The organism is Escherichia sp. E14S1 (assembly GCF_004211995.1).
Classification (GTDB): Bacteria; Pseudomonadota; Gammaproteobacteria; order Enterobacterales; family Enterobacteriaceae; genus Escherichia.
This window is the reverse complement of sequence record NZ_RHJQ01000014.1, coordinates 1-14487: the sequence shown is the minus strand read 5'-3', so window position 1 is coordinate 14487 and position 14487 is coordinate 1. Positions and strand designations below refer to the sequence as shown.

Annotated in this window: 18 protein-coding genes; 13 read left to right on the top strand and 5 right to left on the bottom strand. The window is 52.0% G+C overall.

Translation table 11 applies throughout. The features are described 5' to 3' along the window. Nucleotides 1–22 precede the first annotated feature (22 nt). From D9734_RS16360 to D9734_RS16345, 4 genes are read right to left on the bottom strand one after another with little or no spacing between them, the layout of a single operon-like run. The gene (locus D9734_RS16360) at nucleotides 23–892 is read right to left on the bottom strand and encodes a phosphoribulokinase (RefSeq protein WP_130208927.1); all 870 of its coding nucleotides are present in this window, start codon (nucleotides 890–892) and stop codon (nucleotides 23–25) included. A 53-nt stretch (nucleotides 893–945) separates the two neighbouring features. Further along, nucleotides 946–1164: a YheU family protein gene (locus tag D9734_RS16355; protein ID WP_064527543.1), complete on the bottom strand. Its 219-nt coding sequence runs from the start codon at nucleotides 1162–1164 to the stop codon at nucleotides 946–948. Continuing rightward, complete coding sequence (locus tag D9734_RS16350) at nucleotides 1158–2180, bottom strand: hydrolase (RefSeq protein WP_130208925.1); 1023 nt, start codon at nucleotides 2178–2180, stop codon at nucleotides 1158–1160. The genes D9734_RS16355 and D9734_RS16350 overlap by 7 nt, the downstream gene beginning before the upstream one ends. Then, nucleotides 2180–4093, bottom strand: a complete 1914-nt coding sequence (locus tag D9734_RS16345) for an ABC transporter ATP-binding protein (protein WP_130208923.1) — start codon at nucleotides 4091–4093, stop codon at nucleotides 2180–2182. The genes D9734_RS16350 and D9734_RS16345 overlap by 1 nt, the downstream gene beginning before the upstream one ends. Before the next feature lie 130 nt (nucleotides 4094–4223). On the opposite strand from D9734_RS16345, the gene kefG reads away from it, so the two are divergent. From kefG to slyD, 4 genes are all read left to right on the top strand, one after another. Next, entirely contained in the window at nucleotides 4224–4775 is a 552-nt protein-coding gene (kefG, locus tag D9734_RS16340) for a glutathione-regulated potassium-efflux system ancillary protein KefG (protein ID WP_001297514.1), read from the top strand. Beyond that, complete coding sequence (kefB, locus tag D9734_RS16335; protein WP_000399122.1) at nucleotides 4775–6580, top strand: glutathione-regulated potassium-efflux system protein KefB; 1806 nt, start codon at nucleotides 4775–4777, stop codon at nucleotides 6578–6580. Before kefG ends, kefB begins: the two co-directional genes overlap by 1 nt. A 9-nt stretch (nucleotides 6581–6589) precedes the next feature. Next, complete coding sequence (locus D9734_RS16330; RefSeq protein ID WP_001007734.1) at nucleotides 6590–6790, top strand: YheV family putative zinc ribbon protein; 201 nt, start codon at nucleotides 6590–6592, stop codon at nucleotides 6788–6790. 94 nt (nucleotides 6791–6884) lie between these two features. Then, the gene (slyD, locus tag D9734_RS16325) at nucleotides 6885–7475 is read left to right on the top strand and encodes a peptidylprolyl isomerase (RefSeq protein ID WP_000861334.1); all 591 of its coding nucleotides are present in this window, start codon (nucleotides 6885–6887) and stop codon (nucleotides 7473–7475) included. A 48-nt stretch (nucleotides 7476–7523) separates the two neighbouring features. Here the strand turns inward: slyD and D9734_RS16320 are convergent, their stop codons facing one another. Continuing rightward, nucleotides 7524–7742, bottom strand: a complete 219-nt coding sequence (locus D9734_RS16320) for a protein SlyX (protein ID WP_064527535.1) — start codon at nucleotides 7740–7742, stop codon at nucleotides 7524–7526. Between the two features lie 220 nt (nucleotides 7743–7962). On the opposite strand from D9734_RS16320, the gene fkpA reads away from it, so the two are divergent. The 9 genes from fkpA to D9734_RS16275 form a co-directional block, all read left to right on the top strand. Then, complete coding sequence (gene fkpA, locus D9734_RS16315) at nucleotides 7963–8775, top strand: FKBP-type peptidyl-prolyl cis-trans isomerase (protein WP_130208921.1); 813 nt, start codon at nucleotides 7963–7965, stop codon at nucleotides 8773–8775. Nucleotides 8776–8941: 166 nt separating this feature from the next. Next, nucleotides 8942–9664 (top strand): transcriptional regulator, encoded by a 723-nt coding sequence (locus D9734_RS16310; RefSeq protein ID WP_000091466.1) that lies wholly within the window; start codon nucleotides 8942–8944, stop codon nucleotides 9662–9664. Next, nucleotides 9664–10050 carry a sulfurtransferase complex subunit TusD gene (gene tusD, locus D9734_RS16305; RefSeq protein WP_001209689.1) on the top strand — a complete coding sequence of 129 codons (387 nt, stop codon included), beginning with the start codon at nucleotides 9664–9666 and terminating at the stop codon, nucleotides 10048–10050. The genes D9734_RS16310 and tusD overlap by 1 nt, the downstream gene beginning before the upstream one ends. Beyond that, nucleotides 10050–10409 carry a sulfurtransferase complex subunit TusC gene (gene tusC / locus D9734_RS16300; protein ID WP_130208919.1) on the top strand — a complete coding sequence of 120 codons (360 nt, stop codon included), beginning with the start codon at nucleotides 10050–10052 and terminating at the stop codon, nucleotides 10407–10409. Before tusD ends, tusC begins: the two co-directional genes overlap by 1 nt. A gap of 7 nt (nucleotides 10410–10416) precedes the next feature. Beyond that, nucleotides 10417–10704, top strand: a complete 288-nt coding sequence (gene tusB / locus D9734_RS16295; protein ID WP_130208917.1) for a sulfurtransferase complex subunit TusB — start codon at nucleotides 10417–10419, stop codon at nucleotides 10702–10704. Between the two features lie 125 nt (nucleotides 10705–10829). Then, entirely contained in the window at nucleotides 10830–11204 is a 375-nt protein-coding gene (gene rpsL / locus D9734_RS16290) for a 30S ribosomal protein S12 (RefSeq protein ID WP_000246815.1), read from the top strand. Between the two features lie 96 nt (nucleotides 11205–11300). Beyond that, nucleotides 11301–11771, top strand: a complete 471-nt coding sequence (gene rpsG / locus D9734_RS16285) for a 30S ribosomal protein S7 (RefSeq protein ID WP_001138043.1) — start codon at nucleotides 11301–11303, stop codon at nucleotides 11769–11771. Between the two features lie 96 nt (nucleotides 11772–11867). Then, nucleotides 11868–13982, top strand: coding sequence for an elongation factor G (gene fusA / locus D9734_RS16280; RefSeq protein ID WP_130208915.1), 2115 nt, complete (start codon nucleotides 11868–11870; stop codon nucleotides 13980–13982). 70 nt (nucleotides 13983–14052) lie between these two features. Then, the coding region (locus tag D9734_RS16275) for a GTP-binding protein (protein ID WP_000031723.1) at nucleotides 14053–14487 on the top strand (435 nt) is incomplete at its 3' end.

The window sequence follows — 14487 nt, the reverse complement described above, 5'->3', positions numbered from 1 at the left end:
TTTATCCGGCTTATTAGCGGCGCTACTCGATTTTCTTCCCTTCCATCAGTCGTTGCACCAGCGGCAGCATAATTAACTCCATTGCCAGACCCATTTTGCCACCCGGCACCACTAATGTATTGATGTGGGAAATGAATGAGCCTTGTAGCATCGCCAGCAGCCAGGGGAAATCGATTCCTTCCAGATTACGAAAATGGATCACCACAAAGCTTTCATCCAGCGATGGAATGCCTTTTGCCGCGAACGGGTTTGAAGTGTCGACGGTAGGAACGCGCTGGAAGTTAAGATGGGTGCGGGAAAACTGCGGCGTGATGTAGTTGATATAGTCTTCCATTGAACGCACTACAGAGTCCATCACTGCTTCTCGTGAGTGCCCGCGCTCGCTGGTGTCGCGGATGAGTTTTTGAATCCACTCCAGGTTAACGATAGGCACTACGCCAACCAGTAAATCCACATGCTGCGCGACGTTATGTTGTGGTGTGACCACGCCGCCGTGTAAACCTTCATAAAACAGTACATCGGTCGGTTCCGGTAAAGGTTGCCATGGGGTGAATGTGCCTGGCACCTGATTCCACGGTACGGCTTCGTCGTAGGTATGTAGATATTTGCGAGATTTCCCTTTGCCGCTCTGGCCGTATTCAATAAAGGTCTGTTCCAGCAGGCCGAAGTCGTTGGCTTCGGGACCGAAGTAGCTGATATGCCGCCCGGCGTCGCGCGCTTTGCGGATCGCCATGTCCATTTCCGGGCGGGTGTAGCGGTGAAAACTGTCGCCTTCCACCTCGGCGGCTTGCAGATTTAACTGGGCGAATATTTTACGAAACGCGAGGCTGGTGGTGGTAGTCCCCGCGCCGCTGGATCCTGTTACCGCAATGACCGGATGTTTGGCAGACATAGTAACTCCATGACTTGGCTATCATTATTATTTCGTCCGCCGACGGTTGCAGGTTATTCGCGAAACTGACTGCGCGGCATGATATTGACCGTCTCGTGCAGTTCCGACCAGACCAGTACCGCTTCTCCGCACTGTAGCTGGCGTTTGACGTCGGCGACTTTCTGTTCAAGCGTACGCTCTTGTTCACCATAATCGGTGCCTTCACGTAACACAAAGCTTTCAATTAAATTTTCCAGCGTTTCAGGGGAGATGTCTTGCCAGGGAATCAACATGATTTCGCCTCCAGATACGTTGTTAACCAGTCAGGAATGCGTGACTCCAGCCACATTTGCGGGTGAAGTAATGTACCGCCAATAAAACCAACATGACCCCCATGTTCGGTCAGTTGATACTCTACTTGCGGAGGAAGATTTTCCGGTTTCGGGATCACCTGGTGATCCATAAACGGATCGTCTTTGGCGTGAATAATCAGCGTCGGTTTGGCGATCCGGTTCAGCATCGGCATGGCGCTACACTGACGATAATAGTCGATAGCGTCGGCGTAGCCGTGAATTCTGGCGGTGATCAGATCGTCAAATTCACGGATGCGACGTACCGATTTTAACTGCGCGAGATTAATCGGTAGCGTACCGGGGTAGGCCGCCAGCTTGCGCGCCGCATTGGCTTTTAGCAGGTTCAGCAAATAACGCTGATAAACGCGGGAAAAGCCCTTTTCCATATGGTAACTACAGGCTTCCAGCACAAACGGCGCGGAGACAATCACTGCCGCATCAATCGGGAGATCATTGCCTTCTTTTGCCAGCAAACAGGCCAGCATATTACCGCCGAGCGAATAGCCGACGGCAGCCGTTGGCGAATGACCAAACTCACGTTGCAGCCAGCGTAAAAACCAACTGGCGTCTTCGGTTTCGCCCGAATGGTAAATGCGGTGCATGCGATTAGGTTCACCGCTGCATCCGCGAAAATGCATCACCACACCCAGCCAGCCGCGCTTTTTCGCCGCATCAACCAAGCCGTGGGCGTAAGGGCTATTGAGACTGCCTTCCAGACCATGAAACACCACCAGACGCGGTTTATGTTTCGCCTGTGCAGGGTCTTCACTCCACGCGAGATCGACAAAATCGCCGTCGGGCAACTCCAGCCGCTGCCAGTGCGGAGTGAATTTCACCTGACGACGAAACAGACGCGGCAGCATGGTTTGTAGATGGCAATTGCTGAAACCGCGCATAGGGATGAATTCAGCACTGCTGCTGAATTCATTGGCATCGGTCGTCGTTATCTGTGCCATCAGTTGCTTTGGCCTTCCTGCAGCATCTGCTCAAGCTGCTCCTGGGCCTCCAGCCATGCCATTTCGCACTCTTCCAGCCCGGATTTAGCGCTCGCTTGTTGTTGCAGGCAGGCGGTCAGTTCCGCTTTACGGCTCTGGTCGTACAGTTCGCTGTCGCCCAATTTTTCTTCCGCCTGCGCCAGTTGCGCGTTCAGCTTCTCCATCTCTTTTTCCAGACGGGCAATCTCTTTACGTAGCGGCTGGGTTTGCGCACGCAGCTCCGCTTCCCGACGCTTCTGATCTTTACGTGCCTGGGCGCTGTTCGCGTTCTCTTTTGGCGCGTCGTCGGTCTGGTTTTCCTGCTTTTGTACGTCGCTCAACCACTGTTGATAATCTTCCAGATCGCCGTCGAACGGTTCGACTTTACGATCGTGAACCAGATAGAGATCGTCAGTGGTGGAACGCAGCAAATGACGGTCGTGCGAGACGACAACCAGCGCACCTTCGAACTCGATTAATGCTTCGGTGAGTGCCTGACGCATGTCGAGATCAAGGTGGTTGGTCGGTTCGTCGAGCAGCAGCAGATTCGGGCGCTGCCAGACAATTAATGCCAGCACCAGGCGGGCTTTTTCACCACCGGAGAAACGGCGCGTCTCTTCAGTCACTTTATCGCCCTGGAAACCAAAACCGCCGAGATAGTCACGCAGTTTTTGCTCCAGCTCCTGCGGCGCTAAACGTGCCAGATGTTGAATAGGCGATTCGTCGGCGCGCAGGTATTCCAGTTGATGCTGGGCGAAGTAGCCGAGTTTGATCCCTTTCGCCAGACCAATTTCACCGCTGACTGGCGCAAGTTCTCCGGCTAACAGTTTGATTAATGTCGATTTACCCGCGCCATTGCGACCTAACAGACCAATGCGCGAACCGGGGACCAGATTCAGTTTAATCGAGTCGAGAATAATGCGATCGCCATAGCCTGCGCTGACTTTTTCCATCTTCAACAACGGATTTGGCAGGCTTTCCGGCGCGCGGAAGCTAAAGCGGAACGGGTTGTCGACGTGCGCGGGGGCAATCAGCTCCATGCGCTCGAGCATCTTAATGCGGCTTTGGGCCTGCTTCGCTTTGGTGGCTTTGGCACGGAAACGGTCGATATAACTTTGCAGATGCGCCACACGCTCTTGCTGGCTTTCGTACATCGCCTGTTGCTGCGCCAGGCGGGTGGCGCGCTGCACTTCAAATGAGCTGTAGTTGCCGGTGTACTCGAACATGCTTTGTTGTTCGATATGAATAATTTTATCAACGATCGGATCGAGGAAATCGCGGTCGTGAGAGATCAGGATCAGCGTACCCTGATAGCTCTTCAGCCATTTTTCCAGCCAGATAACGGCATCGAGATCGAGGTGGTTAGTCGGTTCGTCGAGCAGCAGCAAGTCTGAACGGCAAATCAACGCCTGGGCAAGGTTAAGACGCATACGCCAGCCACCGGAGAAATCACTCACCGGGCGCTCCAGTTGTTCATTGCTGAAACCGAGGCCGTGCAGCAGGCTGGCGGCGCGGGAGCGAATACTCCATGCGTCGATAGCATCCAGCTTGCCATGAATGGTCGCAATGGCGTGCCCATCGTTACGTTCATTGGCGTCGTGTAGCTGCGCTTCCAGTTGGCGATATTCACGGTCGCCATCAATGACATATTCCAGCGCCGCTTGCGGCAGTGCCGGCGTTTCCTGATTCACCCACGCCAGTTGCCAGCTTCCCGGAAAGGTGTAGCTGCCGCCGTCGGCGCTGATTTCATTTTTCAGCAATGCCAGCAGGGTAGATTTACCACAGCCGTTTTTACCCACCAGGCCGACTTTCTGCCCGGGGTTGATGGTGGCGGTGGCATTATCCAGCAGGACGCGCACGCCGCGACGAATTTGTAACGAGGAGAAAACAATCATAAGGCGCCGTATGTTCAGACTATGTTAACTTATCATTATGATAATGTAATGTATGGGCGAGCTGCCGCACCGGGCGCAATGGTAGCCCAAAACAGCGACTATACACAAAAACCATACCGGGAGGGGGATGATGTCTCAGCCAGCGAAAGTTTTGCTGCTGTATGCCCATCCGGAATCTCAGGACTCGGTGGCAAACCGGGTCCTGCTTAAACCGGCCACGCAGCTCAGCAATGTTACCGTGCACGACCTTTACGCGCACTATCCCGATTTTTTTATTGATATCCCCCGTGAGCAGGCATTACTGCGCGAGCACGAGGTGATTGTCTTTCAGCATCCTCTTTATACCTATAGCTGCCCGGCGCTACTGAAAGAGTGGCTGGACCGGGTATTAAGTCGTGGTTTTGCCAGCGGGCCGGGGGGAAACCAACTGGCGGGAAAGTACTGGCGTAGCGTGATTACCACCGGCGAGCCGGAAAGTGCTTACCGTTATGACGCATTGAATCGCTACCCGATGAGCGATGTTCTGCGCCCCTTTGAACTGGCGGCGGGCATGTGCCGGATGCATTGGTTAAGCCCCATCATTATTTACTGGGCGAGACGGCAAAGCGCACAGGAGCTGGCGAGCCACGCCAGAGCCTACGGTGACTGGCTGGCAAATCCACTGTCTCCAGGAGGCCGCTGATGGAAGGTTCCGATTTTTTACTCGCAGGAGTGCTGTTTCTCTTCGCGGCGGTGGCTGCGGTGCCGTTGGCATCGCGGCTGGGTATTGGCGCTGTGTTGGGATATTTGCTGGCAGGGATTGCAATTGGCCCGTGGGGACTGGGGTTTATTAGCGACGTCGATGAGATCCTCCATTTTTCAGAGCTCGGCGTGGTATTCCTGATGTTTATCATCGGCCTGGAGTTGAATCCCTCCAAGCTTTGGCAACTGCGGCGTTCGATTTTTGGCGTAGGCGCGGCACAGGTGCTGTTAAGCGCGGCGTTGCTGGCGGGATTATTGATGCTGACGGATTTCGCCTGGCAGGCGGCAGTGGTCGGTGGCATTGGCCTTGCGATGTCTTCAACTGCAATGGCGTTGCAATTGATGCGTGAGAAAGGGATGAATCGCAGCGAATCCGGCCAGTTAGGTTTCTCGGTGTTACTGTTTCAGGATCTGGCGGTGATCCCGGCACTGGCGTTAGTGCCGTTGTTGGCGGGGTCAGCAGATGAACATTTCGACTGGATGAAAATCGGCATGAAGGTGCTGGCGTTTGTCGGCATGCTGATTGGCGGGCGCTATTTACTGCGTCCGGTATTCCGCTTTATTGCAGCTTCTGGCGTGCGGGAAGTGTTCACCGCCGCGACGCTGCTGCTGGTGTTGGGTTCCGCATTGTTTATGGATGCGCTGGGACTGTCGATGGCGCTCGGTACGTTTATTGCAGGCGTGCTGCTGGCGGAAAGTGAATATCGCCATGAACTGGAAACGGCAATCGATCCGTTTAAGGGGTTGCTGCTCGGGCTATTTTTTATCTCGGTCGGGATGTCGCTCAACCTTGGGGTGCTTTATACCCATCTGTTGTGGGTAGTGATAAGCGTGGTTGTGCTGGTGGCGGTGAAAATTCTCGTGCTGTATCTACTGGCGCGACTGTATGGCGTGCGTAGCTCAGAGCGAATGCAGTTTGCTGGTGTATTGAGTCAGGGTGGTGAGTTTGCCTTTGTACTCTTTTCTACCGCTTCTTCACAACGCTTATTCCAGGGCGACCAGATGGCGCTGTTGCTGGTGACGGTGACGCTTTCCATGATGACCACGCCGCTGCTGATGAAGCTGGTGGATAAATGGCTATCCCGCCAGTTTAACGGACCGGAAGAAGAAGACGAAAAACCGTGGGTCAACGATGATAAACCGCAGGTCATTGTCGTGGGCTTTGGGCGTTTTGGTCAGGTGATTGGTCGTTTGCTGATGGCAAATAAAATGCGCATTACTGTGCTGGAGCGGGATATCAGCGCTGTTAACCTGATGCGTAAATATGGCTACAAAGTTTATTACGGCGACGCCACGCAGGTAGATCTTTTACGTTCTGCGGGTGCAGAGGCCGCAGAGTCTATTGTCATTACCTGTAACGAGCCGGAAGACACCATGAAGCTGGTGGAGATTTGCCAGCAACACTTCCCGCATTTGCATATTCTTGCGCGAGCACGCGGACGTGTGGAAGCGCATGAGTTATTACAGGCAGGGGTGACGCAGTTTTCCCGTGAGACATTCTCCAGTGCGTTAGAGCTGGGGCGCAAAACGCTGGTTACGCTTGGGATGCACCCGCATCAGGCACAGCGGGCGCAGCTGCATTTTCGTCGCCTGGATATGCGTATGCTGCGGGAGCTTATCCCGATGCATGCCGATACCGTACAAATTTCTCGCGCCAGGGAAGCCCGACGCGAACTGGAAGAGATTTTCCAGCGTGAGATGCAACAAGAACGACGCCAGCTGGACGGCTGGGATGAATTTGAGTAGAGGGTAAAGATGGCAATCCGAAAACGTTTTATCGCGGGCGCAAAATGCCCGGCCTGTCAGGCGCAAGATTCCATGGCGATGTGGCGCGAAAATAATATTGATATTGTTGAATGTGTTAAGTGTGGACACCAGATGCGTGAAGTCGATAAAGAAGCCCGCGATCACGTTCGCAAAGATGAACAAGTGATCGGGATTTTTCATCCGGACTAGCGATATGCGCCGAGTTTTTTTAAGCTAGTGAGTACACGGCTGCAGAATTCCGCTACAATCTGCGCCACTATTCTTCCCATGCTCAGGAGATATCATGAAAGTAGCAAAAGACCTGGTGGTCAGCCTGGCCTATCAGGTACGTACAGAAGACGGTGTGTTGGTTGATGAGTCTCCGGTGAGTGCGCCGCTGGACTATCTGCATGGTCACGGTTCCCTGATCTCTGGCCTGGAAACAGCGCTGGAAGGTCATGAAGTTGGCGACAAATTTGATGTCGCTGTTGGCGCGAACGACGCTTACGGTCAGTACGACGAAAACCTGGTGCAGCGCGTTCCTAAAGACGTATTTATGGGCGTTGATGAACTGCAGGTAGGTATGCGTTTCCTGGCTGAAACCGACCAGGGTCCAGTACCGGTTGAAATTACTGCGGTTGAAGACGATCACGTTGTGGTTGACGGTAACCACATGCTGGCTGGTCAGAATCTGAAATTCAACGTTGAAGTTGTGGCGATTCGCGAAGCGACTGAAGAAGAACTGGCTCATGGTCACGTTCACGGTGCGCACGATCATCACCACGATCACGACCACGACGGTTGCTGCGGCGGTCATGGCCACGATCACGGTCATGAACACGGTGGCGAAGGCTGCTGTGGCGGTAAAGGTAACGGCGGTTGCGGTTGCCACTAATACCGAAAAAGTGACAAAAAAGCGGGGAATCCCCGCTTTTTTTACGCCTCAATAATGCGGCGGTGGCGTTTCTTCAGCCTGCGACGCGATGTTCGACGGCTGGCTGGCTTTTAACTTCTCGGTCAGCAGACGCAGATGATCGCGCAGTTTCGCCATCTCCATTTCATGAGCGGTCACCGTGACGTTCAGTTCTTCAATGGTGATTTCCTGAAAAGCCAGCCGGCTCTCCAGTTCTGCCAGGCGTGCTTCCAAAGTTAAATCCTGCATGATTCACCTCTTTTGTCGAATGGTCGCCGCGGATTCTACTTAACTTTGCTGCCCGAGACAGCACTCATTTCGCAGTCATCGAAACTAATTTAAACAAAAAGAGTCTGAAAATAGATGATAATAGGGCGTATCTGTATGTAGATTTGTTCGACAACGTTTTATAGTACCTTTCTGATAATAGTTAACCCAGGGGTGAGATGCCCCGATCCTGGAGATATGGATGAAATCACTGTTTAAAGTAACGCTGCTGGCGACCACAATGGCCGTTGCCCTGCATGCACCAATCACTTTTGCTGCCGAAGCGGCGAAACCAACTGCAACTGCTGACAGCAAAGCAGCGTTCAAAAATGACGATCAGAAATCAGCTTACGCGCTGGGTGCTTCGCTCGGTCGTTACATGGACAATTCTCTGAAAGAACAAGAAAAGCTGGGCATCAAACTGGATAAAGATCAGCTAATCGCGGGTGTTCAGGATGCATTTGCTGATAAAAGCAAACTCTCCGATCAAGAGATCGAACAGACTCTGCAAGCGTTTGAAGCACGCGTGAAGTCCTCCGCTCAGGCGAAGATGGAAAAAGATGCTGCTGATAACGAAGCGAAAGGTAAAGAGTACCGCGAGAAATTTGCCAAAGAGAAAGGTGTAAAAACCTCTTCAACTGGCCTGGTTTATCAGGTAGTAGAAGCCGGTAAAGGCGAAGCACCGAAAGACAGCGATACTGTAGTGGTGAACTACAAAGGTACGCTGATCGACGGTAAAGAGTTCGATAACTCATACACCCGTGGTGAACCGCTCTCGTTCCGTCTGGACGGCGTGATCCCTGGCTGGACTGAAGGTCTGAAGAACATCAAGAAAGGCGGTAAGATCAAACTGGTTATTCCACCAGAGCTGGCTTACGGCAAAGCGGGCGTTCCGGGGATCCCACCGAACTCTACTCTGGTATTTGACGTAGAACTGCTGGACGTGAAACCAGCACCGAAGGCTGATACGAAGCCAGAAGCAGATGCTAAAGCAGCAGATTCTGCTAAAAAATAAGCATTAAAAACCGCCGCCTGACCAGGCGGCGGTTTTTTTATTGCAGGCCGGATATAATTAGTGCTGGAAAGCGGAACCTCCGCTGTATTAATTTAATTACCCGCATCATTAATGAGCCTGCCCTGAAAAGTTAACGACAGGCTCCTGAAAAGGAGTGTTTTTTTTCATGTCCAGGTCGCTTTTAACCAACGAAACCAGTGAGTTGGATTTACTGGATCAACGTCCTTTCGACCAGACCGATTTTGATATTCTGAAATCCTACGAAGCGGTGGTGGACGGGTTAGCGATGCTCATTGGTTCCCACTGTGAAATCGTTTTGCACTCTTTGCAGGATTTAAAATGTTCAGCCATTCGTATTGCCAACGGCGAACATACAGGCCGGAAGATTGGCTCGCCAATTACCGATCTGGCACTGCGTATGCTGCACGACATGACGGGAGCGGATAGCAGCGTTTCTAAATGCTACTTTACTCGCGCCAAAAGCGGCGTATTAATGAAGTCCCTGACCATCGCGATTCGTAACCGCGAACAGCGTGTAATTGGTCTGCTGTGCATCAATATGAATCTTGATGTTCCCTTCTCGCAGATTATGAGCACTTTTGTGCCGCCAGAAACCCCGGACGTCGGTTCAAGTGTCAACTTTGCGTCTTCGGTTGAAGATCTGGTTACCCAAACACTGGAGTTCACCATTGAAGAAGTGAACGCCGATCGTAATGTTTCTAATAACGCCAAAAATCGTCAAATCGTGTTGAATCTTTACGAGAAAGGCATTTTCGATATCAAAGATGCGATCAACCAGGTTGCTGATCGTCTCAACATCTCCAAACATACTGTTTATCTCTATATCCGTCAGTTCAAGAGCGGTGATTTCCAGGGGCAAGATAAGTAATGCGTTTTGCCATCGTGGTGACCGGGCCAGCATACGGAACGCAACAGGCGAGTAGTGCTTTTCAGTTTGCACAGGCGCTGATAGCAGAAGGCCATGAGTTGAGTAGCGTCTTTTTCTACCGGGAAGGGGTCTATAACGCTAACCAATTGACCTCACCGGCAAGCGACGAATTTGACCTTGTGCGCGGCTGGCAACAGTTGAATGCGCAACATGGCGTGGCACTGAATATCTGCGTAGCGGCAGCGTTGCGCCGCGGTATCGTCGATGAAACTGAAGCAGGAAGACTGGGGCTGGCCTCGTCAAACCTTCAGCCGGGATTTACCTTAAGCGGACTTGGCGCTCTGGCAGAAGCCTCGCTAACCTGTGACAGGGTGGTACAGTTCTGATGAAACGAATAGCGTTTGTCTTTTCTACTGCGCCTCATGGCACCGCGGCTGGTCGCGAGGGATTAGATGCTTTACTGGCAACTTCCGCTTTAACTGACGATCTGGCCGTCTTCTTTATCGCCGATGGCGTTTTTCAGCTTCTGCCAGGACAAAAGCCCGATGCCGTGCTGGCGCGTGATTACATTGCCACTTTTAAATTGCTGGGTCTGTATGACATTGAACAGTGCTGGGTTTGTGCGGCTTCTCTGCGCGAACGAGGGTTAGATCCGCAGACACCTTTTGTTGTCGAAGCCACGCCGCTCGAAGCAGATGCCTTACGGCGCGAACTCGCCAACTACGATGTTATTTTGAAATTTTGAGGCGTACATGTTGCACACATTACATCGCTCACCCTGGCTGACAGATTTTGCTGCGCTGCTGCGTCTGCTCAGTGAGGGAGACGAACTGCTGTTATTGCAGGATGGCGTAACTGCCGCAGTTGACGGCAACCGCTACCTTGAAAGTCTGCGTAATGCCCCCATTAAGGTTTATGCCCTGAACGAAGACCTCATTGCCCGCGGCTTGACTGCTCAAATTTCGAACGATATCATCCCAATTGACTATACTGATTTCGTCAGACTTACGGTTAAGCACACCAGCCAGATGGCCTGGTGACGGCGGGATCGTTGTATATTTCTTGACACCTTTTCGACACCGCCCTAAAATTCGGCGTCCTCATATTGTGTGAGGACGTTTTATTACGTGTTTACGAAGCAAAAGCTAAAACCAGGAGCTATTTAATGGCAACAGTTAACCAGCTGGTACGCAAACCACGTGCTCGCAAAGTTGCGAAAAGCAACGTGCCTGCGCTGGAAGCATGCCCGCAAAAACGTGGCGTATGTACCCGTGTATATACTACCACCCCTAAAAAACCGAACTCCGCACTGCGTAAAGTATGCCGTGTTCGTCTGACTAACGGTTTCGAAGTGACTTCCTACATCGGTGGTGAAGGTCACAACCTGCAGGAGCACTCCGTGATCCTGATCCGTGGCGGTCGTGTTAAAGACCTCCCGGGTGTTCGTTACCACACCGTACGTGGTGCGCTTGACTGCTCCGGCGTTAAAGACCGTAAGCAGGCTCGTTCCAAGTATGGCGTGAAGCGTCCTAAGGCTTAATGGTTCTCCGTTAAGTAAGGCCAAACGTTTTAACTTAAATGTCAAACTAAACTCGTAGAGTTTTGGACAATCCTGAATTAACAACGGAGTATTTCCATGCCACGTCGTCGCGTCATTGGTCAGCGTAAAATTCTGCCGGATCCGAAGTTCGGATCAGAACTGCTGGCTAAATTTGTAAATATCCTGATGGTAGATGGTAAAAAATCTACTGCTGAATCTATCGTATACAGCGCGCTGGAGACCCTGGCTCAGCGCTCTGGTAAATCTGAACTGGAAGCATTCGAAGTAGCTCTCGAAAACGTGCGCCCGACTGTAGAAGTTAAGTCTCGCCGCGTTGGTGGTTCTACTTATCAGGTGCCAGTTGAAGTCCGTCCGGTTCGTCGTAATGCTCTAGCAATGCGTTGGATCGTTGAAGCTGCTCGTAAACGCGGTGATAAATCCATGGCTCTGCGCCTGGCGAACGAACTTTCCGATGCTGCAGAAAACAAAGGTACTGCAGTTAAGAAACGTGAAGACGTTCACCGTATGGCCGAAGCCAACAAGGCGTTCGCACACTACCGTTGGTAATCCCTTCGGAGTTTTAGTCACCAGGCGGGCGCTTCCAGTAAGCAGCCCGCTTTGGGCTACTTAAATTGAACGCCTAAAAGATAAACGAGGAAACAAATGGCTCGTACAACACCCATCGCACGTTACCGTAACATCGGTATCAGTGCGCACATCGACGCCGGTAAAACCACTACTACCGAACGTATTCTGTTCTACACCGGTGTAAACCATAAAATCGGTGAAGTTCATGACGGCGCTGCAACCATGGACTGGATGGAGCAGGAGCAGGAACGTGGTATTACCATCACTTCCGCTGCAACTACTGCATTCTGGTCTGGTATGGCTAAGCAGTATGAGCCGCATCGCATCAACATCATCGACACCCCGGGGCACGTTGACTTCACAATCGAAGTAGAACGTTCCATGCGTGTTCTCGATGGTGCGGTAATGGTTTACTGCGCAGTTGGTGGTGTTCAGCCGCAGTCTGAAACCGTATGGCGTCAGGCAAACAAATATAAAGTTCCGCGCATTGCGTTCGTTAACAAAATGGACCGCATGGGTGCGAACTTCCTGAAAGTTGTTAACCAGATCAAAACCCGTCTGGGCGCGAACCCGGTTCCGCTGCAGCTGGCGATTGGTGCTGAAGAACATTTCACCGGTGTTGTTGACCTGGTGAAAATGAAAGCTATCAACTGGAACGACGCTGACCAGGGCGTAACCTTCGAATACGAAGATATCCCGGCAGACATGGTTGAACTGGCTAACGAATGGCACCAGTACCTGATCGAATCCGCAGCTGAAGCTTCTGAAGAGCTGATGGAAAAATACCTGGGTGGTGAAGAACTGACTGAAGCAGAAATCAAAGGTGCTCTGCGTCAGCGCGTTCTGAACAACGAAATCATCCTGGTAACCTGTGGTTCTGCGTTCAAGAACAAAGGTGTTCAGGCGATGCTGGATGCGGTAATTGATTACCTGCCATCCCCGGTTGACGTACCTGCGATCAACGGTATCCTGGACGACGGTAAAGACACTCCGGCTGAACGTCACGCAAGTGATGACGAGCCGTTCTCTGCACTGGCGTTCAAAATCGCTACCGACCCGTTTGTTGGTAACCTGACCTTCTTCCGTGTTTACTCCGGTGTGGTTAACTCTGGTGATACCGTACTGAACTCCGTGAAAGCTGCACGTGAGCGTTTCGGTCGTATCGTTCAGATGCACGCTAACAAACGTGAAGAGATCAAAGAAGTTCGCGCGGGCGACATCGCTGCTGCAATCGGTCTGAAAGACGTAACCACTGGTGACACCCTGTGTGACCCGGATGCGCCGATCATTCTGGAACGTATGGAATTCCCTGAGCCGGTAATCTCCATCGCAGTTGAACCGAAAACCAAAGCTGACCAGGAAAAAATGGGTCTGGCTCTGGGCCGTCTGGCTAAAGAAGACCCGTCTTTCCGTGTATGGACTGACGAAGAATCTAACCAGACCATCATCGCGGGTATGGGCGAACTGCATCTCGACATCATCGTTGACCGTATGAAGCGTGAATTCAACGTTGAAGCGAACGTAGGTAAACCGCAGGTTGCTTACCGTGAAACTATCCGCCAGAAAGTTACCGATGTTGAAGGTAAACACGCGAAACAGTCTGGTGGTCGTGGTCAGTATGGTCATGTTGTTATCGACATGTACCCGCTGGAGCCGGGTTCAAACCCGAAAGGCTACGAGTTCATCAACGACATTAAAGGTGGTGTAATCCCTGGCGAATACATCCCGGCCGTTGATAAAGGTATCCAGGAACAGCTGAAAGCAGGTCCGCTGGCAGGCTACCCGGTAGTAGACATGGGTGTTCGTCTGCACTTCGGTTCTTACCATGACGTTGACTCCTCTGAACTGGCGTTTAAACTGGCTGCTTCTATCGCCTTTAAAGAAGGCTTTAAGAAAGCGAAACCAGTTCTGCTTGAGCCGATCATGAAGGTTGAAGTAGAAACTCCAGAAGAGAACACCGGTGACGTTATCGGTGACTTGAGCCGTCGTCGTGGTATGCTCAAAGGTCAGGAATCTGAAGTTACTGGCGTTAAGATCCACGCTGAAGTACCGCTGTCTGAAATGTTCGGATACGCAACTCAGCTGCGTTCTCTGACCAAAGGTCGTGCATCATACACCATGGAATTCCTGAAGTATGATGAAGCGCCGAGTAACGTTGCTCAGGCCGTAATTGAAGCCCGTGGTAAATAAGCCTAAGGGTTAATACCAAAGTCCCGTGCTCTCTCCTGAAGGGGAGAGCACTATAGTAAGGAATATAGCCGTGTCTAAAGAAAAATTTGAACGTACAAAACCGCACGTTAACGTTGGTACTATCGGCCACGTTGACCACGGTAAAACTACTCTGACCGCTGCAATCACCACCGTACTGGCTAAAACCTACGGCGGTGCTGCTCGTGCATTCGACCAGATCGATAACGCGCCGGAAGAAAAAGCTCGTGGTATCACCATCAACACTTCTCACGTTGAATATGACACCCCGACCCGTCACTACGCACACGTAGACTGCCCGGGGCACGCCGACTATGTTAAAAACATGATCACTGGTGCTGCTCAGATGGACGGCGCGATCCTGGTAGTTGCTGCGACTGACGGCCCGATGCCGCAGACTCGTGAGCACATCCTGCTGGGTCGTCAGGTAGGCGTTCCGTACATCATCGTGTTCCTGAACAAATGTGACATGGTTGATGACGAAGAG

Bases quoted from the DNA above. Each gene is read 5' to 3' on its own strand.
- D9734_RS16360 (WP_130208927.1), bottom strand. From the start codon at position 892: ATGTCTGCCAAACATCCGGTCATTGCGGTAACAGGATCCAGCGGCGCG.
- D9734_RS16355 (WP_064527543.1), bottom strand. From the start codon at position 1,164: ATGTTGATTCCCTGGCAAGACATCTCCCCTGAAACGCTGGAAAATTTA.
- D9734_RS16350 (WP_130208925.1), bottom strand. From the start codon at position 2,180: ATGGCACAGATAACGACGACCGATGCCAATGAATTCAGCAGCAGTGCT.
- D9734_RS16345 (WP_130208923.1), bottom strand. From the start codon at position 4,093: ATGATTGTTTTCTCCTCGTTACAAATTCGTCGCGGCGTGCGCGTCCTG.
- kefG (WP_001297514.1), top strand. From the start codon at position 4,224: ATGTCTCAGCCAGCGAAAGTTTTGCTGCTGTATGCCCATCCGGAATCT.
- kefB (WP_000399122.1), top strand. From the start codon at position 4,775: ATGGAAGGTTCCGATTTTTTACTCGCAGGAGTGCTGTTTCTCTTCGCG.
- D9734_RS16330 (WP_001007734.1), top strand. From the start codon at position 6,590: ATGGCAATCCGAAAACGTTTTATCGCGGGCGCAAAATGCCCGGCCTGT.
- slyD (WP_000861334.1), top strand. From the start codon at position 6,885: ATGAAAGTAGCAAAAGACCTGGTGGTCAGCCTGGCCTATCAGGTACGT.
- D9734_RS16320 (WP_064527535.1), bottom strand. From the start codon at position 7,742: ATGCAGGATTTAACTTTGGAAGCACGCCTGGCAGAACTGGAGAGCCGG.
- fkpA (WP_130208921.1), top strand. From the start codon at position 7,963: ATGAAATCACTGTTTAAAGTAACGCTGCTGGCGACCACAATGGCCGTT.
- D9734_RS16310 (WP_000091466.1), top strand. From the start codon at position 8,942: ATGTCCAGGTCGCTTTTAACCAACGAAACCAGTGAGTTGGATTTACTG.
- tusD (WP_001209689.1), top strand. From the start codon at position 9,664: ATGCGTTTTGCCATCGTGGTGACCGGGCCAGCATACGGAACGCAACAG.
- tusC (WP_130208919.1), top strand. From the start codon at position 10,050: ATGAAACGAATAGCGTTTGTCTTTTCTACTGCGCCTCATGGCACCGCG.
- tusB (WP_130208917.1), top strand. From the start codon at position 10,417: ATGTTGCACACATTACATCGCTCACCCTGGCTGACAGATTTTGCTGCG.
- rpsL (WP_000246815.1), top strand. From the start codon at position 10,830: ATGGCAACAGTTAACCAGCTGGTACGCAAACCACGTGCTCGCAAAGTT.
- rpsG (WP_001138043.1), top strand. From the start codon at position 11,301: ATGCCACGTCGTCGCGTCATTGGTCAGCGTAAAATTCTGCCGGATCCG.
- fusA (WP_130208915.1), top strand. From the start codon at position 11,868: ATGGCTCGTACAACACCCATCGCACGTTACCGTAACATCGGTATCAGT.